Genomic DNA, 24,522 nt, shown 5'->3' on the forward strand with positions numbered 1-24,522 from the left:
GAAGGCTGGGCAGTCTCACTGAGACCGACTCGGCGGGGAGCAGCAGCAGCGTCGCGTCAGGCCGTGCGGCGCAGCAGGGCCAAATACATCGCGTCCGTGCCGTGCAGATGCGGCCACAGCTGCACGTCCGGCCCGTCGCCGAGTGCGGGAACGCCCGGCATCAGAGGCCTCGCGTCCAGCCACTCCGCCTCCATCGGCGGGCCGCCGCGGCCCTTCAGGACATCGTCCACGACCACCCGGGTCTCGGCGAGATGCGGCGAGCAGGTCGCGTATCCGACCACTCCCCCGACCCGTACCGCGTTCAACGCCTCGCGCAGCAGCCCCCGTTGGAGCGGAGCGAAGCCCTCCAGGTCCTCGGGACGCCGACGCCAGCGGGCCTCAGGACGTCGGCGCAGCGCGCCCAGACCCGAGCACGGGACGTCGACGAGTACCCGGTCGAAGGAGCCGGGACGCCACGGCGGCCGGGTGCCGTCCGCGGCGATGACCTGGTACGGGCCGGGGTTGCCCGCCAGCGCCCGCTCCACCAGCCGGGCGCGGTGCGGCTGCTTCTCGGAGGCCAGCAGGGACGCGCCCCGTTCCGCGGCGAGCGCGGCGAGCAGCGCGGCCTTGCCGCCGGGGCCCGCGCAGCCGTCCAGCCAGCGCTCGTCGGAACCCTCCAGCGGTGCATTGGCCAGGGCGATCGCGACGAGCTGGCTCCCCTCGTCCTGCACGCCGGCCCGCCCCTCCCGTACGGCCTCGATCGCGCCGGGCTCGCCGCCCTCGGCCAGCCGCACCGCATACGGCGACCAGCGCCCCGGCAGCCCGGACTCCTCGCCCAGCACATCGAACAGCTCGTCGGTCGTGGAGCGTCCCGGCCGGGCGACGAGCGTCACCTCGGGCCGCTCGTTGTCGGCATCCAGCAGGTCCTCGATCCCCGCGCGCCCACCGCCGAGCGAGTCCCACAGCGCGGAGACGACCCACCGCGGATGCGAGTGCACGATGGCCAGATGGTCCTCGGCGTCCTCGTCGTACGGCGGTGCCACCCGCTCCAGCCAGGTGTCCAGATCGTCCTGCGCGATCTTGCGCAGCACCGCGTTGACGAACTTCGCCCGTCCGTCGCCGAGCACCACCCGTGCCAGCTCCACGCTCGCCGACACCGCGGCATGCGTCGGGATCCTCGTCCCCAGCAGCTGGTGCGCGCCGAGCGCGAGCACATCGAGCACCGGCGGATCGACCTCGCGCAGCGGCCGGTCGATGCACGCCGCGATGATCGCGTCATACGTGCCCTGGCGGCGCAGCGTCCCGTACACCAGCTCGGTGGCGAGCGCCGCGTCGCGCGCGTCGAAGTCGTCCTTCTCCCGTGCCTTCTTCAGCAGGGGCGGCAGAACGAGATTGGCGTACGCATCCCGGTCGTCGACGGCCCGCAGCACCTCGAAGGCAAGCATCCGCACAGGATCCTTCTTGGGGCGGCGGTACGGCTTGTGGGGACGGCGACGTGCCTGCTCGTTCAAAGGTGCTCCGCGTTTGAGAATGGGACGAACCCTCTCAGCGTACGTCCGGCGCGCCCACCCTCTCGCCCGGGGCGATCCGCACCCCGCGCGCCCAGTCGGCGGCGCGCATCGGCTTCTTGCCCTGCGGCTGGACCCAGAGCAGCTCGACGGCATGCGATCCGGTGCCGACGTACACATTGTTCTTGCCGACGGAGAGCTCACCGGCCGCGAGATCCGTGCGGTCGGGAAGCAGTTGTACGGAGATGAGCTTGAGCCGCTCCCCGCGGAAGACCGTCCACGCACCGGGCGCGGGGGTGCAGCCGCGGACGACGCGGTCGACGCGGAGCGCCGGGGCGTGCCAGTCGACGTGGGCGTCCTCGACGGAGATCTTCGGCGCGACCGAGACGCCCTCGGTCGGCTGCGGAACGGCCTTGAGCGTGCCGTCCTCGATGCCGTCCATCGTCGCCGAGAGCAGCCCGGAGCCGGCGAAGGCGAGCCGGGTGAGCAGGTCGCCCGCGGTGTCCGTGGGCCGTACATGCTCGGTGATCACGCCGTACACGGGGCCGGAGTCAAGGCCTTCCTCGATCTGGAAGGTCGCGGCGCCCGTCATCTCGTCCCCGGCGAGGATCGCGTGCTGCACGGGCGCGGCGCCGCGCCAGGCAGGGAGCAGCGAGAAGTGCAGATTGACCCAGCCCCGGGCGGGCACATCGAGGGCGACCTTGGGCAGCAGCGCGCCGTAGGCGACGACCGGGCAGCAGTCCGGCGCGATCTCGCGCAGCCGGGCCAGGAACGCCTCGTCGCCCGGCTTGACCGGCTTGAGCACCTCGATCCCGGCCTCCTCGGCCCGCTGGGCGACCGGGCTGGCCACCAGATGGCGACCCCGTCCGGCAGGCGCGTCGGGCCGGGTGACGACGGCGGCCACTTCATGCCGGTCGGAGGCGATCAGGGCGTCCAGGGCGGGTACGGCGACCTCGGGGGTGCCTGCGAAGACGAGCTTCATCGGTGGCTGACTGCCTGTCTGTCTCGGGTCGGTGGCGGGCAACGCACCAGTCTATTGGCCGGGGGGACGGTCCACAGGCCGGGGCGGACAGCGGGGCGTACGGATGACCGCGCGCCCCTGGCATATGCGCATACGCCTCAGGAGCGTGACCACATTGCCGGGTGGAGCGTTGGTCAAGAGAGATTGACCGAAGCGGGCCGCCCCGGTTGCGGCCCGGACCCGTTTCAACGCCGGTTCGAGAGGCTTTTCCATGGCCGACCACGCAACCCACGACGCCCAAGCCCGGGCAAGCCTGCACCTGTTGGTGCGCGACATCGAGCGGGTCCGCCGACAGGTGGACGCACTGCGCACGCTCACCGCCCAGTTGGGGAACGTCTACCGCCCGCGCCGCTCCGGCCCGTCCACGGGCTTCGTCGTCTACGGCAGAGCCCCGGCCCCGACCGTCCGTCTCGCGCAGGAGCTGCGGGACAGCGTCGAGACACTGGTGACGGCGGCGGTGGACTTCGACCGTTCGCTGGGCTTCTCGTGGGACGCGGTGGGCTCGGCCCTCGGGGTCACCAAGCAGGCGGTGCACCGCCGTTACGGCGCGCGGCGAGCGGCGCAGCAGTCGGGCTCCGCGGATGTGGACCGGGGCACGGAGACGTCGACGACCCGCACGCTGCCGGTGGTCCCGGCCCTGCCCGCCGTCCCCGCCGCCCGCACGATGTCGCCACAGCCGACGATCACCAGCCAAGCCCTCCGCGAGGAGGCCCGCCCGAGCGCTTTCCCCGGCCCGCGCAACGGCTGAGCTTCCCCCGGCTGCCCCCGCCCTTTGACGGGTGGGGGCAGCCGCCATGTGTGCGAGACGCCGGGGCGAGTCACCGGGTTCGTGGTGGGCGTGGGCCAGGGGGCGTTGGCGGTTGCTGTCCGGTGGGTGGCTTCTCGGGCGAACCGCCACGGGATGACCTCGTACCCGCCTTGCGTGCGCGCGGCGGGCGTCGCACCGCGCGCAGCCGCCCGCCCAATGCCGGACGGCGCACCGCGAGCCGCGGCGCGGGCCGTCAGCCGATGTCGGGCGGATCGATCCTGATCCGCACCGGATCCACGCCCCCGCGCGCCATCCTCGCCGCCTGCGCCGACTTCAGCGCCGCCGCCAGCGCCGCCCCGCTGCCCGGCCGCACCCGCAGCAGCGCCCGCTCCCAGGTCTCGCCCACCGGGGGATCACCCGGCCGCCGTGGCCTGCCCGGGTCCGTGACCGGCAGCGGCACGGGACCCAGCACCTCCACGTCGCCCGGCAGTTCGGCCGCCGCCACGAACGCGGCGATCGTCTCTGCCCGCCCCGTCACCGACGCCATCCGCGACACCGGCGGGAACCCTAGCTGCGCCCGCTCCGCCAGCTCGCGCTGCGCGTGCCCGACCGGGTCCCAGCGCACCAGCGCCTGCACGGGCCGCATCGTCGGCTCGGCGACGATCACCACGGTGCCGCCCTCGCTCTGACCCCGTACCAGAGCCGCGGCGTCCATCCAGCGGCGCAGTGCGTCCTCGCCCGATCGCAGATCGGGTCGTCCGAGCATCGCCCAGCCGTCGAGCAGCAGCGCCGCCGCGTATCCGCCCTCGGCGACCGGCTCCGCGCCGGGGGTGCTCACCACCAGCGCGGGGCGCCGCGGCACGGAATCCAGCACATGGTCCCGGCCGGACGTCCGGACCTGGACCGCGGGGAAGGCCCGGCCGAGCTCCTCCGCCGTACGCCGTGCGCCCACGACCTGGGCGCGCAGTCGCGCACTCCCGCACTCCACGCAGTGCCAGTCCGGCGCACCACGACCGCACCAACCACACGTCAGATCGCGCTCGTCGGGCGCCTCCAGCGGCCCCGCGCAGTGCCGGCATCGCGCGGGCGCACGGCACCGCTCGCACGCGAGCCTGGGCACATAGCCGCGCCGGGGCACCTGGACCAGCACCGGTCCGCTCTTCAGCCCGTCCCGCACGGTCTGCCAGGCGATACTCGGCAGCCGGGCCGCCCGTGCGGCCTCGTCGCGTGCCAGGTCCTGGTCCCCGACCGTACGCACCAGGGGCGCGGCGGCGCGGACCTGCTCGCGGTCGGCGATCAGCGGCAGCGCCCAGCCGCTCTCCACCAGCTGGGCCGCCTCGACCGTGCAGCTCGTACTCCCCAGCAGGAAGCCGCACTTGTCGTGCGCGGCCCTGAGCTCAAGCACCTCGCGGACGTGCGGGAACGGTGCGTTCTCATCGCTGTGGCTGGAATCGCCGTCGTCCCAGACCGCGACCAGCCCGAGGTCCTGGACGGGGGCGAACATCGCGGCCCTGGTCCCGACGACGGCCCGCACCGACCCGCGTCGCACGGCGAGCCACTGCCGGTACCGCTTCTCGGGACCGGACTCCGCCGTCAGCAGCGCATGCCTGCCCTCTCCCAGCAGCGCGGTGAGCGCGGAGTCGACCCGGGCCGCCCGCCGCCCGTCGGGCACGACGACCAACGCGCCGCGCCCCGAGGCAAGTGTCGCGGCGACGGCCCGCGCCAGCTCGTCCGGCCAGTGCGGCCCCGGCAACGCGGTCCACACGGCTCGCGGCGCACCCCCGGCCGCCAGCGCCTCCAAGAACGCCGCCCCCCGCCCGTACCGCACCCAGCTCGCGACCTCGGGCGCGGCGGGCGGCGGCAGCGGCTCCGGCGACGGCTTCGCCTCGGCCCGGCCGTTCCTCGGCGGGACGGCGAGCTGCAGCACATCCGCCAAGCTGCCCGCATACCGATCGGCCACGGCGCGCGCGAGGGCCAGCATCTCCGGGCTGAGCACCGGCTCGGGCGAGACGACATACGCGAGCGCGGCGAGCGCTCCCCCGTAGTCGCTCTCTGCCCGGCGCTCGATGAGAAACCCGTCGATCAGGCCGCCCCCTTCACGCCGCCCTTCCCGCACCCGATGCGCCCCGGCCCCGAACCGCACGCGCACCCGCACTCCGGGCTGGGCGTCCGCGTCGAGCTCCTCGGGCACGGCGTAGTCGAAGTACTGATCGAGATGGAGCACACCCTTGTTGACCATCACCCTGGCCACGGGCAGCTCCTTGGCCAGCGCGGCCCCCCGCCAGGTCCGCGGCTTGGCCTTCGGCACCTGGGCCTTGCGCACGGTCTCCCGTATGAGCGCAAGCTGCTCGGGCCCACCGGCGGCGGGCTCTTCGGGCTGCTTGTTGTCGCTGCTCACAGCCAAATTCCTACCAGACGTCACTGACAGTCCGACCGGCCTGGATACGCCCGCATGCCCAGGACGGGCCCGGATACCTGCCCGGGACCCGCCTGCGGACGCAGGACGGCCCCGGACCTGCCGGTCCGGGGCCGTCATCTGTGCGTCGTGGCCTACAGCCCCGCAGCCTGGCGCAGTGCCTCCACACGGTCCGTGCGCTCCCACGTGAAATCCGCCAGCTCGCGGCCGAAGTGACCGTACGCCGCCGTCTGCGCGTAGATCGGGCGCAGCAGCTCCAGGTCGCGGATGATCGCGGCCGGGCGCAGGTCGAAGACCTCGGAGATGGCCTGCTCGATCTTCTCGACCTCGATCGTCTCGGTGTCGAAGGTCTCGACGAAGAGGCCGACCGGCTCGGCCTTGCCGATCGCGTAGGCGACCTGGACCTCGCAGCGGGCGGCGAGGCCTGCCGCGACGATGTTCTTCGCGACCCAGCGCATCGCGTACGCCGCCGAGCGGTCCACCTTGGACGGGTCCTTGCCGGAGAACGCGCCGCCGCCGTGGCGGGCCATGCCGCCGTAGGTGTCGATGATGATCTTGCGGCCGGTCAGGCCGGCGTCGCCCATCGGGCCGCCGATCTCGAAGCGGCCGGTCGGGTTGACCAGCAACCGGTAGCCGTCGGTGTCCAGCTTGATGCCGTCCTCGACGAGCTGCTTGAGCACGTGCTCGACGACGAACTCACGGATGTCAGGGGCGAGCAGCGAGTCCAGGTCGATGTCGGAGGCGTGCTGCGAAGAGACGACCACGGTGTCGAGGCGCACCGCCTTGTCGCCGTCGTACTCGATGGTGACCTGGGTCTTGCCGTCGGGGCGCAGGTACGGGATGGTCCCGTTCTTGCGGACCTCGGAGAGCCGGCGGGAGAGCCGGTGCGCCACGTAGATCGGCAGCGGCATCAGCTCGGGCGTCTCGTCGCAGGCGTAGCCGAACATCAGCCCCTGGTCGCCGGCACCCTGCTTGTCGAGCTCGTCCTCGTCGCCCTCGACCCGCTTCTCGTACGCGGTGTCGACACCCTGCGCGATGTCCGGCGACTGCGCGCCGATGGAGACCGAGACGCCACAGGACGCGCCGTCGAAGCCCTTCTTCGAGGAGTCGTAGCCGATCTCGAGGATCTTGTTGCGCACCAGCGTGGGGATGTCGGCGTACGCCTTGGTGGTCACCTCGCCGGCGACGTGCACCAGACCCGTGGTGATCAAGGTCTCCACGGCGACCCGGGACGTCGGGTCCTCCCGCAGAAGGGCGTCGAGAATCGTGTCGCTGATCTGGTCAGCGATCTTGTCGGGGTGACCCTCGGTCACAGACTCCGAGGTGAACAGTCGACGGGACACAATGCTCCCTGGGGTTGCAGCGGCTGCTGGCTGATCATTGGCGGACCGGCCGGGGGCTGCGCCCCGCGACGTTCCACGGCCAGCTTATCTGCCGCCCTCCCACAGCGGTCCACCCGTCTCGCTCCGTGGGAGCCGCGTGACCTGTACTGCGGCGCAGAACAGACGCAGAATGCTGGAGCGAGAGCCCTCACTCTCGCCTAGATATGTCGCATTTCACGCGATTTCTTCCGGCCACTGAGGCGAAATCAAGAATTCACCCGAGCCGTGGACCGACCAGGTCCCAGACCGTGTCCGCGAGGGACTCCTTCGGCCCGTACGGCACCGGCGTGTCGCCGCCGTCCGCGGCGAGCACCACGGCCTCGTTCTCCTCGGAGCCGAAGGTCTTGCGCTCCCCCACCTCGTTGACGACCAGCAGGTCGCATCCCTTGCGGCGCAGCTTCTCGCGGCCGTTGGCGAGTACGTCGTCCGTCTCGGCGGCGAATCCGACGATCACCTGGCCGGAGCGTGCCCGCTCGGCGGAGATCTCGGCGAGAACGTCCGGGTTGCGGACCAGCTCGACGGGGGCCGGCTCCTGGCCGTCCTTCTTCTTGATCTTGCCGGTGGCGTACGTGGCGGGGCGGAAGTCCGCGACAGCCGCGGCCATCACCACGGCGTCGGCGTCCGCCGCGGCCTTGAGCACGGCCTCGCGCAGCTGGACGGCCGTGCCGACGTGGACGACGTCGACGCCCGCCGGGTCCGGCAGTCCGGTGTTGGCCTCGATGAGTGTGACGCGGGCGCCGCGGGCCGCGGCGGTGCGGGCCAGCGCGTACCCCTGCTTGCCGGAGGAGCGGTTGCCCAGGTAGCGCACCGGGTCCAGCGGCTCGCGCGTGCCGCCCGCGCTGACGACCACATGGCGGCCCGCGAGGTCCGGGGCGGCCACGCCGCGGGCGAGCACCCGGCGGCAGACCTCGAAGATCTCGCCGGGCTCGGGCAGCCGGCCCTTGCCGGTGTCGACGCCGGTGAGCCGGCCGACCGCCGGATCGATGACGACGGCCCCGCGGCGGCGCAGGGTCGCGACGTTCTCCTGGGTGGCGGGGTGCTCCCACATCTCGGTGTGCATCGCGGGCGCGAAGACGACCGGACAGCGGGCGGTGAGGAGCGTGTTGGTGAGCAGGTCGTCGGCGAGGCCATGGGCCGCCTTGGCGAGCATGTCGGCGGTCGCGGGCGCGACGACCACCAGATCAGCGCCCTGCCCGATCCGTACATGCGGAACCTCGTGCACATCGGACCAGACCTCGGTCGACACGGGGTGGCCGGAGAGCGCCGACCAGGTCGCGGCGCCGACGAAGTGCAGCGCCGACTCGGTCGGCACCACGCGCACGTCGTGTCCCGACTCGGTGAGCCTGCGCAGCAGCTCGCACGCCTTGTACGCGGCGATGCCCCCGCTGACCCCCAGAACGACCTTCGGCTTGTCCACAGGATCTCCCCGCACTCGACTCGGTACCTATGACACACCACAGGCCCGGCAGTCTCGCCGCCGGGCCTGGGATGAAGTGCTGATGTGCGCCTTACTGAGCCGGGCCCTCAATGGCCTCGGAGGTCAGCAGACCCGCATTGATCTCGCGCAGGGCGATCGAGAGCGGCTTCTCGTGCACGTGGGTGTCAACGAGCGGACCGACGTACTCAAGCAGGCCCTCGCCGAGCTGCGAGTAGTACGCATTGATCTGACGCGCGCGCTTGGCGGCGTAGATCACGAGGCTGTACTTCGAGTCAGTGGCCTCGAGCAGCTCGTCGATCGGCGGGTTGATGATGCCCTCGGGCGCGGTGATGGAAGAGGACACGCTCTACCTTCCGAAGATGGGAAAAAGATCAAACAGTGCTGGGGATCTGAGGCTCAGTCCCCAGGAGACACCGCCATCAAGGCTAGCAGCTCACGCGCCACATCCTCGACGGAGGTGTTGACCAGGGTGATGTCGAACTCCGACTCGGCGGCCAGCTCGACCTTGGCGACCTCCAGTCGGCGCTGGATGACCTCCGGGGACTCGGTGCCGCGACCGGTGAGCCGGCGGACCAGTTCCTCCCAGCTCGGCGGAGCCAGGAAGACCAGCTGGGAGTCCGGCATGGACTCCTTCACCTGCCGGGCGCCCTGAAGGTCGATCTCCAGCAGCACGGGCTCGCCCGCCTCGAGGTGCTCGAGGACGGCACGGCGCGGCGTGCCGTAGCGGTTGCCCGCGAACTCGGCCCACTCGAGCAGCTCGCCATTGGCGATCAGCTTGTCGAACTCCTCGTCGGTGACGAAGAAGTAGTGAACGCCGTGGCGCTCGCCGGGGCGAGGCTTTCGTGTGGTCGCCGACACCGAGAGCCATACCTCGGGATGGGCCTTGCGCATATGGGCGACGACCGTGCTCTTACCGACCCCTGAGGGGCCGGAGAGCACGGTCAGCCGCGGACGTACCTCTGCTGCCATGCAGCGATTATCCAGGTTCTCAGGAGTGCCCGAGAACGTCAGGCGGCGCCGCCGCCGAACTCGCGCTCGAGAGAGGCGATCTGGTTAGAGCCGAGACCGCGCACACGACGGCTCTCGGAGATGCCGAGCCTCTCCATGATCTGCTTGGCGCGGACCTTGCCCACGCCTGGCAGGGACTCAAGGAGAGCGGAGACCTTCATCTTGCCGATGACGTCGTTCTCCTGGCCCTGCTTGATGACCTCGTGGAGCGAGGCGCCGGAGTGCTTGAGTCGATTCTTGACCTCGGCCCGCTCCCGGCGAGCCGCGGCGGCCTTTTCGAGCGCGGCTGCGCGCTGTTCAGGGGTAAGGGGCGGAAGAGCCACGCCTACGTCACCTCGGATGTCGAACTTGTCGGATACGGACCGGTGAGGAACCTAGTCGCCCCTCACCTGGCGAGCAACGAGCAACGCACTGCACGTTCGCTCTTCGACGGAGACTAGCGGCCAGGACCGCTCCAGTCAGCGAGAACAGACGAAAAGTCCTGGTCAGCATAGACCGACCAGGACATTTAGGGCATAACAACTGGGATTTCGGCCAAGAATCTGTCAATGCGGTCGTTGGACAGCTTTGCGAGGACACCTGTCGGCGCGGCGAGGACCGTCTGCCGGGGGTGTCAGGCGCCCGAAACCGCCGAACGGACCTCGTCCGCGTACCGCGCGGCGGCCTCGCGCAGCGCCGCCGCGTCCGGGCCGTACTTCAGCACGCCTCGGCTGACGTTCGGTACGACGTTCCGCAGGGCTGCGCCGAAGACACCGGGCAGATCGGCCGGGGTCGCGCCCTGCGCGCCGATGCCGGGGGCCAGCAGCGGGCCGTTGATGTCCAGGTCGAACGACGACAGATCGCCGAGCGTCGCGCCGACGACCGCGCCGAAAGAGCCCATCGGGGTCTCGCCCGCGTTCTCGTCGGCGAGGTGGCCGAGCATCGTCGCGCCGATGGTGCGGCCGTCCTCGCGCACCGCCCGCTGGACCTCGGCGCCCTCCGGGTTGGAGGTGAGGGCCAGCACGAACAGTCCGGCCCCGCTCTCGCGCGCCAGGTCGACCGCGGGCTTCAACGAGCCGTAGCCGAGGTACGGCGAGACCGTCAGCGCGTCCGAGAACAGCGGCGAGTCCTTGCTCAGGAAGGTCTCGGCGTACGCCGCCATGGTGGAGCCGATGTCGCCGCGCTTGGCGTCCATGACGACCAGCGCGCCCGCGTCCCGCAGGTCGACGACGGCCTGCTCCAGGACCGCGATGCCGCGCGAGCCGAAGCGCTCGAAGAAGGCGCTCTGCGGCTTGACGACGGCGACGTGGCCGGCCAGGGCGTCGACGACCGTACGCGTGAAGGTCTCAAGACCCCGGATGTCGTCGTTCAGTCCCCAGGCGGAGAGCAGGGACGCGTGCGGGTCGATGCCGACGCAGAGCGGACCGCGGCTGTCCATGGCGCGGCGCAGGCGCGCGCCGAAGGACTCGGTGGTGTCGGTCAAGGCAGTTCCTCCGTGGATGATCGTGCAGCGCGCGGCGAGGCGGCTGCGGCGGGCGTCCGGCGGCAGCCGCCGGACGCCTCCGGGTGCTCTCACGCGTGGTTCTTCGGGACGGCCGCCCCCACCGCCTCGGCGAGGGTGGCGTACGGGCCGGCCGCGAGCCGCGCGGCCAGCCCCTTGTGGATGGCACGGGCGTAGAACGGGCCCTCGTAGATGAAGGCGCTGTAGCCCTGGACGAGCGTGGCGCCCGCCAGGATGCGCTGCCAGGCGTCCTCGGCGTTCTCGATGCCCCCGACGCCCACCAGCGTGATCCGGTCGCCCACGCGCGCGTACAGCCTGCGCAGGACCGCCAGCGAGCGGTCCTTGACCGGCGCGCCGGACAGTCCGCCGGTCTCCTTGACCAGCGCCGGGTCGGACTTCAGGCCGAGGCCGTCGCGGGCGATGGTGGTGTTGGTGGCGATGATGCCGTCCAGGCCGAGTTCGAGGGCCAGGTCGGCCACCGCGTCGACGTCCTCGTCCGCCAGGTCGGGGGCGATCTTGACGAGCAGCGGGACGCGACGGCCCGCCACGCTGCGGTCGGCCGCCTCGCGCACGGCGGTGAGCAGCGGGCGCAGCGACTCGGTCGCCTGGAGATTGCGCAGGCCGGGCGTGTTCGGCGAGGAGACGTTCACGACGAGGTAGTCGGCGTGGCGGGCGAGCCGCTCCGCCGACTTCACATAGTCGGCGGCGGCCTCGGTCTCCGGCACGACCTTGGTCTTGCCGATGTTGACGCCCACGACGGTCCTGAAGACCGGCACGCGCGCGTTCAGACGCTCGGCGACGGCGGCGGAGCCCTCGTTGTTGAAGCCCATGCGGTTGATCAGCGCGCGGTCCGGTACGAGGCGGAAGAGGCGCTTCTTGGGGTTGCCGGGCTGCGGCTCTCCGGTGACCGTGCCGATCTCGATGTGGTCGAAGCCGAGCATCGACATGCCGTCGATGGCGACGGCGTTCTTGTCGAAGCCGGCGGCGAGGCCGAAGGGACCGTGCATCCGCAGGCCGAGCGCCTCCGTGCGCAGCTCCTTGTAGCGAGGCGCGAGGACGGCCGCGACGAGGGTGCGCAGTACGGGGATGCGGGCCGCGAGCCGGATCCAGCGGAAGGCCAGATAGTGGGCCTGCTCCGGGTCCATCCGCTTGAAGACGAGGTGGAAGAAGAGCTTGTACATAGACGTGTCCTCAGAAAGAGGGGGACACCGTTTCCGGTGTCCCCCTCTCCGATTGCTAGTCGCGGGCCGCGGTCAGGTGTTCCGCGTGTTCCTGGAGTGAACGGACGCCCACATCACCGCGGTTGAGCGCGTCGATGCCCTGGACGGCCGCGGCGAGCGCCTGCACCGTCGTCAGGCACGGCACGGAGCGCGCCACCGCCGCCGTACGGATCTCGTAGCCGTCGAGGCGGCCACCCGTTCCGTACGGCGTGTTGACGATGAGGTCCACATCGCCGTCATGGATGAGCTGGACGATGGTCCGCTCACCGTTCGGGCCCTGCCCCTCGCTCTGCTTGCGCACGATCGTGGCGTTGATGCCGTTGCGCTTGAGCACCTCGGCCGTGCCGGACGTGGCGAGCAGCTCGAAGCCGTGGGCGACCAGCTCGCGCGCCGGGAAGATCATCGAGCGCTTGTCGCGGTTGGCGACGGAGATGAACGCGCGGCCCTTGGTGGGCAGCGGGCCGTACGCACCCGCCTGCGACTTGGCGTACGCCGTCCCGAAGACCGAGTCGATGCCCATGACCTCGCCGGTGGAACGCATCTCCGGGCCGAGCACGGTGTCCACACCGCGACCGTGGATGTCGCGGAAGCGCGACCACGGCATCACGGCCTCCTTGACGGAGATCGGCGCGTCCATCGGGAGCGTGCCGCCGTCGCCGTTCGCCGGGAGCATGCCCTCGGCGCGCAGCTCGGCGATGGTCGCGCCCAGCGAGATGCGGGCCGCGGCCTTCGCCAGCGGAACGGCGGTCGCCTTCGAGGTGAAGGGGACGGTCCGCGACGCGCGCGGATTGGCTTCGAGGACGTAGAGGATGTCGCCGGCCATCGCGAACTGGATGTTGATCAGGCCGCGTACGCCGACACCCTTGGCGATCGCCTCGGTCGAGGCCCGCAGCCGCTTGACGTCGAAGCCGCCGAGGGTGATCGGGGGCAGCGCGCACGCCGAGTCGCCGGAGTGGATGCCGGCCTCCTCGATGTGCTCCATGACGCCGCCGAGGTAGAGCTCGGTGCCGTCGTACAGGGCGTCCACGTCGATCTCGATCGCGTCGTCGAGGAAGCGGTCGACGAGGACCGGCCGGGTGGGGCTGATCTCGGTGGACTCGGCGATGTACGCCTCAAGACGCGCCTCGTCGTACACGATCTCCATGCCGCGCCCGCCGAGCACGTACGAGGGGCGTACGAGGACGGGGTAGCCGATCTCGTCGGCGATGGCCTTGGCCCCGGCGAAGGTGGTCGCGGTGCCGTGCTTGGGGGCCGGGAGACCGGCGTCGGCGAGCACCTGGCCGAAGGCGCCACGGTCCTCGGCGGAGTGGATCGCCTCGGGCGAGGTGCCGACGATCGGCACGCCGTTGTCCTTGAGCGCCTGCGCGAGACCCAGCGGGGTCTGGCCGCCGAGCTGGACGATGACGCCGGCAATGGGCCCGGCCAGCGACTCGGCGTGCACGATCTCCAGTACGTCCTCCAGCGTGAGCGGCTCGAAGTAGAGCCGGTCGGAGGTGTCGTAGTCCGTGGAGACGGTCTCCGGGTTGCAGTTGACCATCACGGTCTCGTAGCCCGCGTCGCTCAGCGCGAAAGAGGCGTGGACACAGGAGTAGTCGAACTCGATGCCCTGGCCGATGCGGTTCGGGCCGGAGCCGAGGATGATCACGGCCGGCTTCTCACGCGGCGCGACCTCGCTCTCCTCGTCGTACGAGGAGTAGAAGTACGGGGTCTTCGCGGCGAATTCGGCGGCGCAGGTGTCGACCGTCTTGTAGACCGGGCGGATGCCCAGCGCATGCCGGACCTCACGTACGACGTCCTCGCGCAGCCCGCGGATCTCGGCGATCTGGGCGTCCGAGAAGCCGTGGCGCTTGGCGTCCGCAAGCAGCTCGGGGTCGAGCTTCTCGGCGGCGGCGAGCTCGTCGGCGTGCTCCTTGATCAGGAAGAGCTGGTCGACGAACCACGGGTCGATCTTGGTCGCCTCGAAGACCTCCTCGGGCGTGGCGCCCGCGCGGATGGCCTGCATGACGGTGTTGATCCGGCCGTCGGTGGGAACCTTGGCGGTCTCCAGCAGCCCCGCCTTGTCGCCGGGCTCTGAGGTGAAGGAGAACTGGCTGCCCTTCTTCTCCAGCGAGCGCAGCGCCTTGTTCAGCGCCTCGGTGAAGTTCCGGCCGATCGCCATGGCCTCGCCCACCGACTTCATGGTGGTGGTGAGGGTGGCGTCGGCGGAGGGGAACTTCTCGAAGGCGAACCGCGGCACCTTGACCACGACGTAGTCGAGCGTGGGCTCGAAGGACGCCGGGGTCTTCTCGGTGATGTCGTTGGGGATCTCGTCGAGGGTGTAGCCGACGGCGAGCCTGGCGGCGATCTTGGCGATCGGGAAGCCGGTCGCCTTCGACGCGAGCGCCGAGGAGCGCGAGACGCGCGGGTTCATCTCGATGACGATGATCCGGCCGTCTTCGGGGTTGACGGCGAACTGGATGTTGCAGCCGCCCGTGTCCACGCCGACCTCGCGGATGATCGCGATGCCGACGTCACGCAGCCGCTGGTACTCACGGTCGGTCAGCGTCATCGCCGGCGCGACGGTGATCGAGTCGCCGGTGTGCACGCCCATCGGGTCGAAGTTCTCGATGGAGCAGACGACCACGACGTTGTCGTGCTTGTCGCGCATCAGCTCCAGCTCGTACTCCTTCCAGCCGAGGATGGACTCCTCAAGGAGCACCTCGGTGGTCGGCGAGAGCGTGAGGCCCTGGCCGGCGATGCGGCGCAGCTCGTCCTCGTCGTGCGCGAAGCCGGAGCCGGCGCCGCCCATGGTGAAGGACGGCCGTACGACGACGGGGTAGCCACCGAGCTCGTCGACGCCGCTCAGGACGTCGTCCATGGAGTGGCAGATGACGGAGCGGGCGGACTCGCCGTGACCGATCTTGGCGTTGACGGCCTCGACGACGCCCTTGAACAGGTCGCGGTCCTCGCCCTTGTTGATCGCCTCGACATTGGCGCCGATGAGCTCGACACCGTACTTCTCCAGCACACCCTGCTCGTGCATGGAGATGGCGGTGTTGAGCGCGGTCTGGCCGCCGAGGGTGGGCAGCAGCGCGTCGGGGCGCTCCTTGGCGATGATCTTCTCGACGAACTCGGGGGTGATCGGCTCGACGTAGGTGGCGTCGGCGATCTCCGGGTCGGTCATGATCGTCGCCGGGTTGGAGTTCACCAGGATGACGCGCAGACCCTCGGACTTCAGGACCCGGCAGGCCTGGGTGCCGGAGTAGTCGAACTCGGCTGCCTGGCCGATGACGATCGGGCCGGAGCCGATGACCAGGACGGACTGGATATCGGAGCGCTTAGGCACGCTGGCCCTCCATCAGGGTTACGAAGCGGTCGAAGAGGTACGCGGCATCGTGCGGGCCCGCGGCCGCCTCGGGGTGGTACTGGACGCTGAAGGCCGGCTGGTCGAGCAGCTGAAGGCCCTCCACCACGTTGTCGTTGAGACAGACGTGAGAGACCTCGGCCCGGCCGTAAGGGGTGTCGGAGACCTTGTCGAGCGGCGCGTCGACGGCGAATCCGTGGTTGTGCGCGGTGACCTCGACCTTGCCGGTCGAGCGGTCCTGCACGGGCTGGTTGATGCCGCGGTGGCCGTACTTCAGCTTGTACGTGCCGAAGCCGAGCGAGCGGCCGAGCAGCTGGTTGCCGAAGCAGATGCCGAAGAGCGGCGTCTTGCGCTCGAGGACGCCCTTGACGACGGTCAGGTCGGCGGTGGCGGGGTCGCCGGGGCCGTTGGAGAGGAAGACGCCGTCGGGGCTGACCGCGTACACCTCGTCGACCGTGGCGGTGGCGGGCAGGACGTGCACCTCGATGCCGCGCTCGGCCATCCGGTGCGGGGTCATGCCCTTGATGCCGAGGTCTATGGCAGCCACGGTGAACCTCTTCTCACCGATCGCGGGCACGACGTACGGCTCGGTGGTGGCGACCTCGGCGGAGAGGTTCGCGCCCTTCATCTGGGGGGCTTCCTGCACCCGGGCGAGCAGCGTGGCCTCGTCGGCGAGCGCCTCGCCGGAGAAGATGCCGACGCGCATCGCGCCGCGCTCGCGCAGGTGCCTCGTCAGCGCGCGGGTGTCGATGCCGCTGATACCGACGACGCCCTGGGCGACGAGTTCGTCGTCGAGCGTGCGCTGCGAGCGCCAGTTGGACGGGACGCGGGCGGGGTCCCGCACGACGTAGCCGGCGACCCAGATCTTCTTGGACTCGTCGTCCTCGTCGTTGACGCCGGTGTTACCGATGTGCGGGGCGGTCATCACGACGACCTGGCGGTGGTACGACGGGTCGGTGAGCGTCTCCTGGTAGCCGGTCATGCCGGTGTTGAACACCGCCTCGCCGAAGGTCTCCCCCACGGCCCCGTAGGCGCGGCCGCGGAAGGTGCGGCCGTCCTCCAGGACGAGTACGGCGGGAGCTTTGGCGGCTCCCCGAGTGGAGGTCGTCATCGTGCGGTGCCTTCCGTCGTGTTGATCATGCTGTTGATGGTGTCGACCCAGGCGGCCTGTTCGGCCGCGTGGTCGGAGCGGAAGCCGGAGTCGATCAGCCTTTCGCCGTGCGCCCAGGTGACGATCAGGAGCCCGCCCTCGGTGAGGACCTTGCCCGCGATGCCCTTGTCCAGCCTGGCCTCGCGCAGGGCCGCCTTCGGGACGAAGAAGTCGCTCGCCCCGGGGCGTACGACCTCAAGGCCCGCGTCCGTGAGGCTCAGCTCGACCCGGCTGCGTACGCCCAGGCCGTGGGCCACGATCCGGTCCAGCCACTGCCCGGCGGTCGTGGAGCCGTGGTAGCGGCCGGTCAGCTTCAGTGTCGGCTCGCCCGGCGACTCGGGCGCGGTTGGCAGCTCGGGAAGGTCGGACTGGAGGCTGCCGCGCCACTTCCATCCCTGGCGCATCAGCCAGTAGACGAAGGCGACGAAGAGCAGCAGTCCGACCACCCAGCCGATGCGTCCGGCCCAGTTGGTCACCTCCGCCGATTTCTCCTCGGCGGCCAGGATGATGTCAGTTGTCACGCGAGCTTCCCGTCGACGACCGTGGCACGGCCCCGCAGGAAGGTGTGGGTGACGCGACCCGGCAGCTCACGGCCCTCGTAGGGGGTGTTGCGGCTGCGGGATGCGAAGCCCGCGGGGTCCACGAGTCCACGGTATGCCGGATCGACGAGCGTGAGGTTCGCGGGCTCACCTGCCGAGACGGGGCGGCCGTGGCCCTCGAGGCGGCCGATCTGCGCCGGGCGGAAGGACATCCGGTCCGCGACACCCGCCCAGTCGATCAGGCCGGTGTCGACCATTGTCTGCTGGACGACGGAGAGCGCGGTCTCCAGGCCCACCATGCCCATGGCGGCCGCGGCCCACTCGCAGTCCTTGTCCTCGTGCGGGTGCGGCGCGTGGTCGGTGGCGACGCAGTCGATGGTGCCGTCGGCGAGGGCCTCACGCAGGGCCAGCACGTCGGCCTCGGTGCGCAGCGGCGGGTTGACCTTGTAGACGGGGTTGTACGTACGCACCAGCTCGTCGGTGAGGAGCAGGTGGTGCGGGGTGACCTCGGCGGTGACGTTCCAGCCCTTGGACTTGGCCCAGCGGACGATCTCGACCGAGCCCGCGGTGGAGAGGTGGCAGATGTGGACGCGGGAGCCGACGTGGGCGGCGAGGAGGACGTCGCGGGCGATGATCGACTCCTCGGCGACTGCCGGCCAGCCGCCCAGGCCCAGCTCGGCGGAGACGACGCCCTCGTTCATCTGGGCGCCCGCGGTCAGCCGGGGCTCCTGGGCGTGCTGGGCGACGACACCGTCGAAAGCCTTCACATACTCCAGGGCGCGGCGCATGATCACGGCGTCGTCGACGCACTTGCCGTCGTCGGAAAAGACCTTCACACCCGCGGCGGAGTCGTTCATGGCGCCGAGCTCGGCGAGCTGCTTGCCCTCCAGGCCGACGGTGACGGCGCCGACGGGCTGCACGTCGCAGTAGCCGGACTCCTTGCCGAGGCGGTAGACCTGCTCGACGACACCGGCGGTGTCGGCGACCGGGAACGTGTTGGCCATGGCGTGCACGGCGGTGAAGCCGCCGACGGCGGCCGCCTTGGTGCCGGTGAGGACGGTCTCGGAGTCCTCGCGGCCGGGCTCACGGAGGTGGGTGTGCAGGTCGACCAGGCCGGGGAGGAGGATCTGGCCCTCGGCCTCGATCACCGTCGCGCCCTCGGCCTGCAGGCCCGTACCGACCGCGGCGATGGTCTCGCCGTCGATCAGGACGTCCTGGACCTCGCCGCCCAGCACCTTCGCGCCGCGAATAAGGGTCTTGCTCATGGCTACTTGTTCTCCTCGGTGCGGGCGTGGTTGGGGCTGACGGCGGGCTCATTGCCGCCCAGAAGCAGATACAGGACGGCCATCCGGGTCGAGACGCCGTTGGCGACCTGCTCGACGGCCGTGCAGCGGTCGGAGTCGGCGACCTGGGCGGTGATCTCCATGCCGCGGTTCATCGGTCCCGGGTGCATGACGATGGCGTGCTCGGGCATCCGGGCCATGCGGTCGCCGTCCAGGCCGTAGCGGCGCGAGTACTCGCGCTCGGTCGGGAAGAAGGCGGCGTTCATCCGCTCGCGCTGCACGCGCAGCATCATCACCGCGTCGGACTTCGGCAGCACCTCGTCGAGGTCGTACGACACCTCGCACGGCCAGTTCTCGACGCCGATCGGCACCAGCGTCGGCGGGGCGACCAGGGTGACCTCGGCGCCGAGGGTGTTCAGCAGCAGGACGTTGGAGCGGGCCACCCGGCTGTGCAGGATGTCGCCGACGATGGTGATCCTGCGGCCGTCCAGACCGCGCCCTGTGCCGGCGTCGGCCCCGACCAGTCTGCGGCGCATGGTGAAGGCGTCGAGCAGCGCCTGGGTGGGGTGCTCGTGGGTGCCGTCGCCCGCGTTGACGACCGCGCCGTCGATCCAGCCGGAGGTGGCGAGCCGGTAGGGGGCTCCGGAAGCGCCGTGCCGGATGACGACGGCGTCCGCGCCCATCGCCTCCAGGGTCAGCGCGGTGTCCTTGAGCGACTCGCCCTTGGAGACCGACGACCCCTTGGCGGAGAAGTTGATGACATCCGCGGAGAGCCGCTTGGCGGCGGCCTCGAAGGAGATCCGGGTCCGCGTCGAGTCCTCGAAGAAGAGGTTGACGACGGTGCGGCCGCGCAGGGTCGGCAGTTTCTTGATCGGCCGGTCGGCGACCCGGGCCATCTCCTCGGCGGTGTCGAGGATCAGCACGGCGTCGTCGCGGGTGAGGTCGGCGGCCGAGATGAGGTGGCGCTTCATCTGGGTGTTCTCCAGGTCTGTGGAGGTCGGGGTCCGGGGCCCGCGGCGTCGGCCGCTGGTGTGGCAGCTCCCGGAAGCCGGGCAGGCATGCGGACGAGCAGGCTCGGTCGTACGGCGGATCACCGGTCGTACGAGGGGTGGTGCTACTGCTCGCCCGCCGGGGCGGGCTCACGCAGACCGAGCAGCACGGTGTCGCGGCCGTCCTCCTCGGCGAGCTGGACCTTGACCGTCTCCCGCAGCGACGTGGGGAGGTTCTTGCCGACATAGTCGGCGCGGATCGGGAGTTCGCGGTGGCCGCGGTCGACGAGGACCGCGAGCTGAACGGCGCGGGGCCGGCCGATGTCGCCGAGCGCGTCGAGCGCGGCGCGGATCGTGCGGCCGGAGAAGAGCACGTCGTCGACCAGGACGACCAGCCTGCCGTCGACGCCGTCACCGGGGATCTCGGTGCGGCCCAGCGCACGGGGAGCCCGCATGCGCAGGTCGTCGCGGTACATGGTGATGTCGAGCGATCCGACCGGGATCTTGCGGCCGGTGATCTCTTCGAGCTTGTCGGCCAGCCGGCGGGCGAGGAAGACTCCGCGGGTCGGAATGCCGAGAAGCACCACGTCGTCGGCGCCCTTGGCGCGTTCGACGATCTCGTGGGCGATGCGGGTCAGTACCCGCGCGATGTCGGGCGCCTCCAGAACGGGGCGTGCCACATCAGGGCTGTGCTGTGCGTCCATATGAAACGGACCTCCTTCTCCGCCTCACGGGACGGACCTTAAAGGACGTCTAAATTGCGCCACCTACGGTACCAGGGCCTTGCCGGGGCGTCGGTCGCGGCCCTGACAAGAGACCGGTCCGGACCATTTCGGCTTGACGCATCCAAGTAACGCTGCGTAACCTCACAGTGAGTTACCAGCCGCGCGGCGGAGCCGCACGTTGTCTCAGCGTCCGGGGAGCTATATGTCCAGCGAATACGCAAAACAGCTCGGGGCCAAGCTCCGCGCCATCCGCACCCAGCAGGGGCTTTCCCTCCACGGCGTCGAAGAGAAGTCCCAGGGCCGCTGGAAGGCCGTCGTGGTCGGCTCGTACGAGCGTGGCGACCGCGCGGTGACCGTGCAGCGCCTTGCCGAGCTTGCGGACTTCTACGGCGTCCCGGTGCAGGAGCTGCTTCCTGGCACCACGCCGGGCGGGGCCGCCGAGCCGCCGCCGAAGCTCGTTCTCGACCTGGAGCGGCTTGCCCATGTGCCGCAGGAGAAGGCGGGCCCGCTGCAGCGTTACGCCGCCACGATCCAGTCCCAGCGCGGCGACTACAACGGCAAGGTGCTGTCGATCCGCCAGGACGACCTGCGCACGCTTGCCGTGATCTACGACCAGTCGCCTTCGGTCCTGACCGAGCAGCTCATCAGCTGGGGCGTGCTGGACGCGGACGCGCGGCGCGCGGTCACCCACGAAGAGGGCTGACACCACTCCAGGAGAAACGTCACGTCGGAGGGCGGACCCGCTGTGTGCGGGTCCGCCCTCCGATGCGTTGGTGAGCCCCTGGGGGCTTCGTCCCCATAACCCCTGTGTGCTCAAACGCCGGACGGACCGAAGGTCGGTCCGCCCGGCGGTCGAGGGCAAAGAAGGGCTTCGGGGCAGAGCCCCGACGGTCCGCTAGTCGCGGCGCAGGCTCGGCTTGAGGTCCTTGAAGCGGCCGAGCAGGCCGTTCACGAACGACGGGGACTCGTCGGTGGAGAACTCCTTGGCGAGCTGCACCGCCTCGTCGATCACCACCGCGTCGGGGGTCTCGTCGACCCACACGAGTTCGTACGCACCGAGCCGGATGATGTTGCGGTCGACGACCGGCATCCGGTCCAGGGTCCAGCCGACCGCGTAGGTGGCGATGAGGTCGTCGATCCGGTCCGCGTACTGCGCGTACCCCTCGACGAGCTCCATCGTGTACTCGCCGACCGGCGGCTGCCGGTCGTCGGTCCGTGAGTGCCGCACCCAGTCCGCGAGGACCGTCTGCACGGACGCCCCGCGCTGGTCGGCCTCGAAGAGGATCTGGAAGGCACGCTTACGGGCCTTGTTCCGGGCAGCCACGGTTAGCTGTTCACCCGGCCGAGGTACTCGCCGGAGCGGGTGTCGACCTTGATCTTCTCACCGGTGGTGATGAAGAGCGGGACACCGATCTCGAAGCCGGTCTCCAGCGTGGCGGGCTTGGTGCCACCCGTGGAGCGGTCGCCCTGGACACCGGGGTCGGTGTGCTGAATGGTCAGCTCGACGGCGGCGGGCAGCTCGACGTAGAGCACCTCGCCCTCGTGCTGGGCGACGCTGGCGGTGAAGCCCTCGATCAGGAAGTTGGCGGCGTTGCCCACGGCCTTGCGGTCGATGTGCAGCTGGTCGTACGTCTGCATGTCCATGAAGACGAAGTACTCGCCATCCATGTACGAGAACTGCATGTCGCGGCGGTCAACGGTGGCCGTCTCGACCTTCACGCCGGCGTTGAACGTCTTGTCGACGACCTTGCCGGAGAGCACGTTCTTGAGCTTGGTGCGCACAAAGGCGGGGCCCTTGCCGGGCTTGACGTGCTGGAACTCGACGACGGACCAGAGCTGGCCTCCGTCGAGCTTGAGCACCATGCCGTTCTTGAGGTCGTTCGTGGAAGCCACGGTTGCGGAATCTCCTGGACTGACGCTGGTGGACGACCGAGGAAGCGCGCTGCAGCGGAGCTAGAGCGCGAGCAGCTCCTTGGTCGTGATGGTGAGTAGCTCGGGTCCGCCGTCCGCCTCCTGGCGCACGACGAGCGTGTCATCGATCCGGACCCCGCCCCGTCCCGGGATGTGGACCCCCGGTTCGACGGTGACCGGCACGCAAGCGTCCAGTTTACCCATGGCCGCAGGCGCCAGCTGCGGGTCCTCGTCGATTTCGAGCCCGACGCCGTGCCCGGTGAGCGGCGCGAGGCCCTCACCATGGCCCGCCGCGTCCAGGACTTGGCGGGCCGCACGGTCCACGTCGCGATACGCGGCGCCCGGTGCGAGGGACTGGCGGCCGGCCCGCTGAGCGGCGAAGACAAGGTCGTACAGCTCGATCTGCCAGTCCGCCGGAGTCGTCCCGATGACGAACGTACGCCCGATCTCGCACCGGTAGCCGCGGTAGTTCGCGCCGACGCAGACCGAGAGGAAGTCACCCTCTTCGACGCGGCGGTCGGTGGGACGGTGCCCGCCGCGGCCGGAATTGGGCCCGGTGGCGACCGAGGTCGCGAAGGCAGGTCCGTCGGCTCCGTGGTCGACGAGCCGCCGCTCCAGCTCCAGGGCGAGATGCCGCTCGGTGCGGCCGACCAGAATCGACTCCAGCAGCTCGCCGAGGGCCTGGTCGGTGATCTCGGCCGCGATCCGCAGGCAGGCGATCTCTTCCTCGTCCTTGACGATCCGCTGCTGCTCCACGGCGAGACCGAGGTCGGCGAGGCGCAGCCGGGGCGCGACCGAGCCGATCGCCCGGTGCCTGGCGACCGTCAGATGGTGCTCCTCGACTGCGAGCGACTCCACGCCCGCGGTGCGCGCCAGCTCGACGGCGGCGACCGCGGGATCACCGGCCGAGGTGGACAGCACGGTCAGCCGCAGCTGTTCGTCCAGGCGGCCGTCCGCGGGATCGCCGGTGGGCGTACGGGGGCAGAGCAAGCTGTCTTCGCCGGAGCCGAGCAGCAGGACAGCCCCGTGCGGCGCCCCGCCGGCCAGATAGCGCACATTGGCGGGACGGGAGATCAGGACTCCGGCGCTGCCGGTGGCTGCGCACCGGTCGCGCAGTCGGCTGCGGCGGACCCCAAACACCTCTGACATGTTCCGAGCCTACGAGCGCAGGCCCGGCCCGGCCTGGTCAGCGCGTCCGACCGGGGGTGGGCCCGCGGGCTACCAGTTCGGCGGGCTGGCGACGGACCGGGCGAGCACCTCGTCCAGGACGCGAGCCGTGGTCTCCACGTCGTACTTCGAGTTGTCGATGATGGGCAGTCCCGATCCGTACCAGCCGGCCATCCGGCCGTGGATGCTGGCGACTTCCTCGTCCGAGAGACGGCGGTTGCCACTGCGCTCGGCGTTGCGCTCCAGCACGATCTCAAGGCCCGGGAGCAGGACGACGGGCAGCAGTCCGGGGCCGACATGGCGCTTCCAGCCGCCGAGGCCGACGACCGGGCGGTCGGGGAAGACGGCGTCGTCGAGGATGCAGGAGATGCCGTTGGCCAGGAAGTTCCGGGCGGCGAAGCCGCAGGTGCGGCGGGCCAGGCGGTACTGGGCCTCGGAGTGGTTGTTCCAGCCGGACTGGGGGTCGGCAAAGCCGGAGCAGACCCATTCACGTACGTCGTCGAGGCTGATGTGCGCGGTGGGGACGCGGCGGCCGGCGGCCCAGTGCCGGGCGACGGTGGTCTTGCCCGCGCCGGCCGGGCCGATGAGCAGGACGGCGAGGGTGGCCGCGCCGGTGCCGCTGTCGGCCGGCGGCGGGGCGGGTATGGGAACCGGTCCGCCGGGCGGCAGCGGGATGTGTCCGGTCGTTTCGCGGGAGGGCGGCCGCGCGGAGGCGTGCCGGGGGGAGGGATCGGTCCAGCCGGGGGCGGGGTGCCCGCCACGGGGCTGCGGAGGCCCGGCGGGCGGCTGCCCCTGCGGGTGCGGCGGACCGGCGGGCGGCCGGCCCTGCGGAGACCCCGAGGGGCGCGGGCTGCCGGGCTGCGGGCCCGGGGGCGGCGGAGGTCCCGCGGGCGCACCGGGCGGAGTTCCGGCGGGAGCCGGGGGGTGCGGACGGCCGGCAGGCGGACCGGCAGGCGGCTGACCCTGCGGGTGCGGGGGCCCGGCCGGCGGCCGGCCCTGCGGGGGAGCCGCAGGATGCGGCGGGCCGGCAGGGGGCCGGCCTTGCGGGTGCGGCGGGCCGGCGGGCGGCTGAGGCGGCGGTGGGCCACCGGGTGCTCCCGGCGGTGGCCCGGGGTGCTGGGCGCTGTGCGTCCATCCGGTCTGTCCGTGCCCCGGTCCCTGGGGCGGCGGCAGCGGAGCCCCCACTGCGTGCTGCATCCGGTGCCACTCCGTCTC

General features: G+C 71.0%; 22 protein-coding genes. 2 read left to right on the forward strand and 20 right to left on the reverse strand.

Annotation, left to right across the window (positions count from 1 at the left end):
- Positions 1-56 precede the first annotated feature (56 nt).
- Together ACI2LP_RS23975 and fmt are read right to left on the reverse strand one after the other, a co-directional pair.
- Positions 57-1,490 (reverse strand): RsmB/NOP family class I SAM-dependent RNA methyltransferase, encoded by a 1,434-nt coding sequence (locus ACI2LP_RS23975; RefSeq protein ID WP_404726561.1) that lies wholly within the window; start codon positions 1,488-1,490, stop codon positions 57-59.
- Positions 1,491-1,524: 34 nt separating this feature from the next.
- Entirely contained in the window at positions 1,525-2,469 is a 945-nt protein-coding gene (fmt, locus tag ACI2LP_RS23980) for a methionyl-tRNA formyltransferase (protein ID WP_404726562.1), read from the reverse strand.
- 250 nt (positions 2,470-2,719) lie between these two features.
- On the opposite strand from fmt, the gene ACI2LP_RS23985 reads away from it, so the two are divergent.
- Positions 2,720-3,256, forward strand: a complete 537-nt coding sequence (locus tag ACI2LP_RS23985; RefSeq protein WP_404726563.1) for a hypothetical protein — start codon at positions 2,720-2,722, stop codon at positions 3,254-3,256.
- A 253-nt stretch (positions 3,257-3,509) separates the two neighbouring features.
- On the opposite strand, the gene ACI2LP_RS23990 is transcribed toward ACI2LP_RS23985, so the two are convergent.
- The 14 genes from ACI2LP_RS23990 to pyrR form a co-directional block, all read right to left on the reverse strand.
- Positions 3,510-5,654 carry a primosomal protein N' gene (locus ACI2LP_RS23990; protein WP_404726564.1) on the reverse strand — a complete coding sequence of 715 codons (2,145 nt, stop codon included), beginning with the start codon at positions 5,652-5,654 and terminating at the stop codon, positions 3,510-3,512.
- Positions 5,655-5,806: 152 nt separating this feature from the next.
- Positions 5,807-7,015 (reverse strand): methionine adenosyltransferase, encoded by a 1,209-nt coding sequence (gene metK, locus ACI2LP_RS23995; RefSeq protein ID WP_404726565.1) that lies wholly within the window; start codon positions 7,013-7,015, stop codon positions 5,807-5,809.
- Positions 7,016-7,268: 253 nt separating this feature from the next.
- Complete coding sequence (gene coaBC / locus ACI2LP_RS24000; protein ID WP_404726566.1) at positions 7,269-8,471, reverse strand: bifunctional phosphopantothenoylcysteine decarboxylase/phosphopantothenate--cysteine ligase CoaBC; 1,203 nt, start codon at positions 8,469-8,471, stop codon at positions 7,269-7,271.
- A 91-nt stretch (positions 8,472-8,562) separates the two neighbouring features.
- Positions 8,563-8,835: a DNA-directed RNA polymerase subunit omega gene (gene rpoZ, locus ACI2LP_RS24005; RefSeq protein WP_005319902.1), complete on the reverse strand. Its 273-nt coding sequence runs from the start codon at positions 8,833-8,835 to the stop codon at positions 8,563-8,565.
- 53 nt (positions 8,836-8,888) lie between these two features.
- The gene (gene gmk, locus ACI2LP_RS24010) at positions 8,889-9,461 is read right to left on the reverse strand and encodes a guanylate kinase (protein WP_404726567.1); all 573 of its coding nucleotides are present in this window, start codon (positions 9,459-9,461) and stop codon (positions 8,889-8,891) included.
- A 38-nt stretch (positions 9,462-9,499) separates the two neighbouring features.
- A complete protein-coding gene (locus ACI2LP_RS24015; protein WP_005319887.1) occupies positions 9,500-9,823 on the reverse strand; it encodes an integration host factor in 324 nt (107 codons plus the stop codon).
- A gap of 290 nt (positions 9,824-10,113) precedes the next feature.
- Positions 10,114-10,962 carry an orotidine-5'-phosphate decarboxylase gene (gene pyrF, locus ACI2LP_RS24020; protein WP_404726739.1) on the reverse strand — a complete coding sequence of 283 codons (849 nt, stop codon included), beginning with the start codon at positions 10,960-10,962 and terminating at the stop codon, positions 10,114-10,116.
- A gap of 89 nt (positions 10,963-11,051) precedes the next feature.
- A complete protein-coding gene (locus ACI2LP_RS24025) occupies positions 11,052-12,161 on the reverse strand; it encodes a quinone-dependent dihydroorotate dehydrogenase (RefSeq protein ID WP_404726568.1) in 1,110 nt (369 codons plus the stop codon).
- Between the two features lie 55 nt (positions 12,162-12,216).
- On the reverse strand, positions 12,217-15,525 hold the full coding sequence (gene carB, locus ACI2LP_RS24030; RefSeq protein WP_404726569.1) for a carbamoyl-phosphate synthase large subunit: 3,309 nt from the start codon (positions 15,523-15,525) through the stop codon (positions 12,217-12,219).
- A complete protein-coding gene (gene carA / locus ACI2LP_RS24035) occupies positions 15,518-16,654 on the reverse strand; it encodes a glutamine-hydrolyzing carbamoyl-phosphate synthase small subunit (RefSeq protein ID WP_404726570.1) in 1,137 nt (378 codons plus the stop codon). Before carA ends, carB begins: the two co-directional genes overlap by 8 nt.
- The gene (locus ACI2LP_RS24040) at positions 16,651-17,214 is read right to left on the reverse strand and encodes a hypothetical protein (RefSeq protein ID WP_404726571.1); all 564 of its coding nucleotides are present in this window, start codon (positions 17,212-17,214) and stop codon (positions 16,651-16,653) included. The genes carA and ACI2LP_RS24040 overlap by 4 nt, the downstream gene beginning before the upstream one ends.
- Complete coding sequence (locus tag ACI2LP_RS24045) at positions 17,211-18,497, reverse strand: dihydroorotase (protein ID WP_404726572.1); 1,287 nt, start codon at positions 18,495-18,497, stop codon at positions 17,211-17,213. Before ACI2LP_RS24045 ends, ACI2LP_RS24040 begins: the two co-directional genes overlap by 4 nt.
- Before the next feature lie 2 nt (positions 18,498-18,499).
- Complete coding sequence (locus ACI2LP_RS24050; protein WP_404726573.1) at positions 18,500-19,486, reverse strand: aspartate carbamoyltransferase catalytic subunit; 987 nt, start codon at positions 19,484-19,486, stop codon at positions 18,500-18,502.
- 143 nt (positions 19,487-19,629) lie between these two features.
- Positions 19,630-20,208: a bifunctional pyr operon transcriptional regulator/uracil phosphoribosyltransferase PyrR gene (gene pyrR, locus ACI2LP_RS24055; RefSeq protein ID WP_404726574.1), complete on the reverse strand. Its 579-nt coding sequence runs from the start codon at positions 20,206-20,208 to the stop codon at positions 19,630-19,632.
- Between the two features lie 223 nt (positions 20,209-20,431).
- Between pyrR and bldD the strand changes: the two genes are divergently transcribed.
- Complete coding sequence (gene bldD, locus ACI2LP_RS24060; protein WP_266489365.1) at positions 20,432-20,932, forward strand: transcriptional regulator BldD; 501 nt, start codon at positions 20,432-20,434, stop codon at positions 20,930-20,932.
- Positions 20,933-21,124: 192 nt separating this feature from the next.
- Here bldD and nusB read toward each other — a convergent pair whose 3' ends face one another.
- The 4 genes from nusB to ACI2LP_RS24080 form a co-directional block, all read right to left on the reverse strand.
- Entirely contained in the window at positions 21,125-21,553 is a 429-nt protein-coding gene (gene nusB, locus ACI2LP_RS24065) for a transcription antitermination factor NusB (RefSeq protein ID WP_355836572.1), read from the reverse strand.
- A 2-nt stretch (positions 21,554-21,555) separates the two neighbouring features.
- A complete protein-coding gene (efp, locus tag ACI2LP_RS24070) occupies positions 21,556-22,122 on the reverse strand; it encodes an elongation factor P (RefSeq protein ID WP_360882253.1) in 567 nt (188 codons plus the stop codon).
- Positions 22,123-22,182: 60 nt separating this feature from the next.
- Entirely contained in the window at positions 22,183-23,289 is a 1,107-nt protein-coding gene (locus ACI2LP_RS24075; RefSeq protein ID WP_404726575.1) for an aminopeptidase P family protein, read from the reverse strand.
- A gap of 69 nt (positions 23,290-23,358) precedes the next feature.
- On the reverse strand, positions 23,359-24,504 hold the full coding sequence (locus ACI2LP_RS24080; RefSeq protein WP_404726576.1) for an AAA family ATPase: 1,146 nt from the start codon (positions 24,502-24,504) through the stop codon (positions 23,359-23,361).
- Positions 24,505-24,522: the final 18 nt, after the last annotated feature.

It is taken from the genome of Streptomyces sp. NPDC019890 (assembly GCF_044903445.1).
GTDB lineage: Bacteria > Actinomycetota > Actinomycetes > Streptomycetales > Streptomycetaceae > Streptomyces.

Coding starts and splice junctions, on each gene's coding strand:
- ACI2LP_RS24050 (WP_404726573.1), bottom strand. CDS start 19,486: ATGAAGCGCCACCTCATCTCGGCCGCCGACCTCACCCGCGACGACGCC.
- ACI2LP_RS24025 (WP_404726568.1), bottom strand. CDS start 12,161: ATGTACAAGCTCTTCTTCCACCTCGTCTTCAAGCGGATGGACCCGGAG.
- carA (WP_404726570.1), bottom strand. CDS start 16,654: ATGACGACCTCCACTCGGGGAGCCGCCAAAGCTCCCGCCGTACTCGTC.
- ACI2LP_RS24045 (WP_404726572.1), bottom strand. CDS start 18,497: ATGAGCAAGACCCTTATTCGCGGCGCGAAGGTGCTGGGCGGCGAGGTC.
- pyrR (WP_404726574.1), bottom strand. CDS start 20,208: ATGGACGCACAGCACAGCCCTGATGTGGCACGCCCCGTTCTGGAGGCG.
- ACI2LP_RS23985 (WP_404726563.1), top strand. CDS start 2,720: ATGGCCGACCACGCAACCCACGACGCCCAAGCCCGGGCAAGCCTGCAC.
- gmk (WP_404726567.1), bottom strand. CDS start 9,461: ATGGCAGCAGAGGTACGTCCGCGGCTGACCGTGCTCTCCGGCCCCTCA.
- ACI2LP_RS24080 (WP_404726576.1), bottom strand. CDS start 24,504: ATGCAGCACGCAGTGGGGGCTCCGCTGCCGCCGCCCCAGGGACCGGGG.
- fmt (WP_404726562.1), bottom strand. CDS start 2,469: ATGAAGCTCGTCTTCGCAGGCACCCCCGAGGTCGCCGTACCCGCCCTG.
- bldD (WP_266489365.1), top strand. CDS start 20,432: ATGTCCAGCGAATACGCAAAACAGCTCGGGGCCAAGCTCCGCGCCATC.
- ACI2LP_RS24075 (WP_404726575.1), bottom strand. CDS start 23,289: ATGTCAGAGGTGTTTGGGGTCCGCCGCAGCCGACTGCGCGACCGGTGC.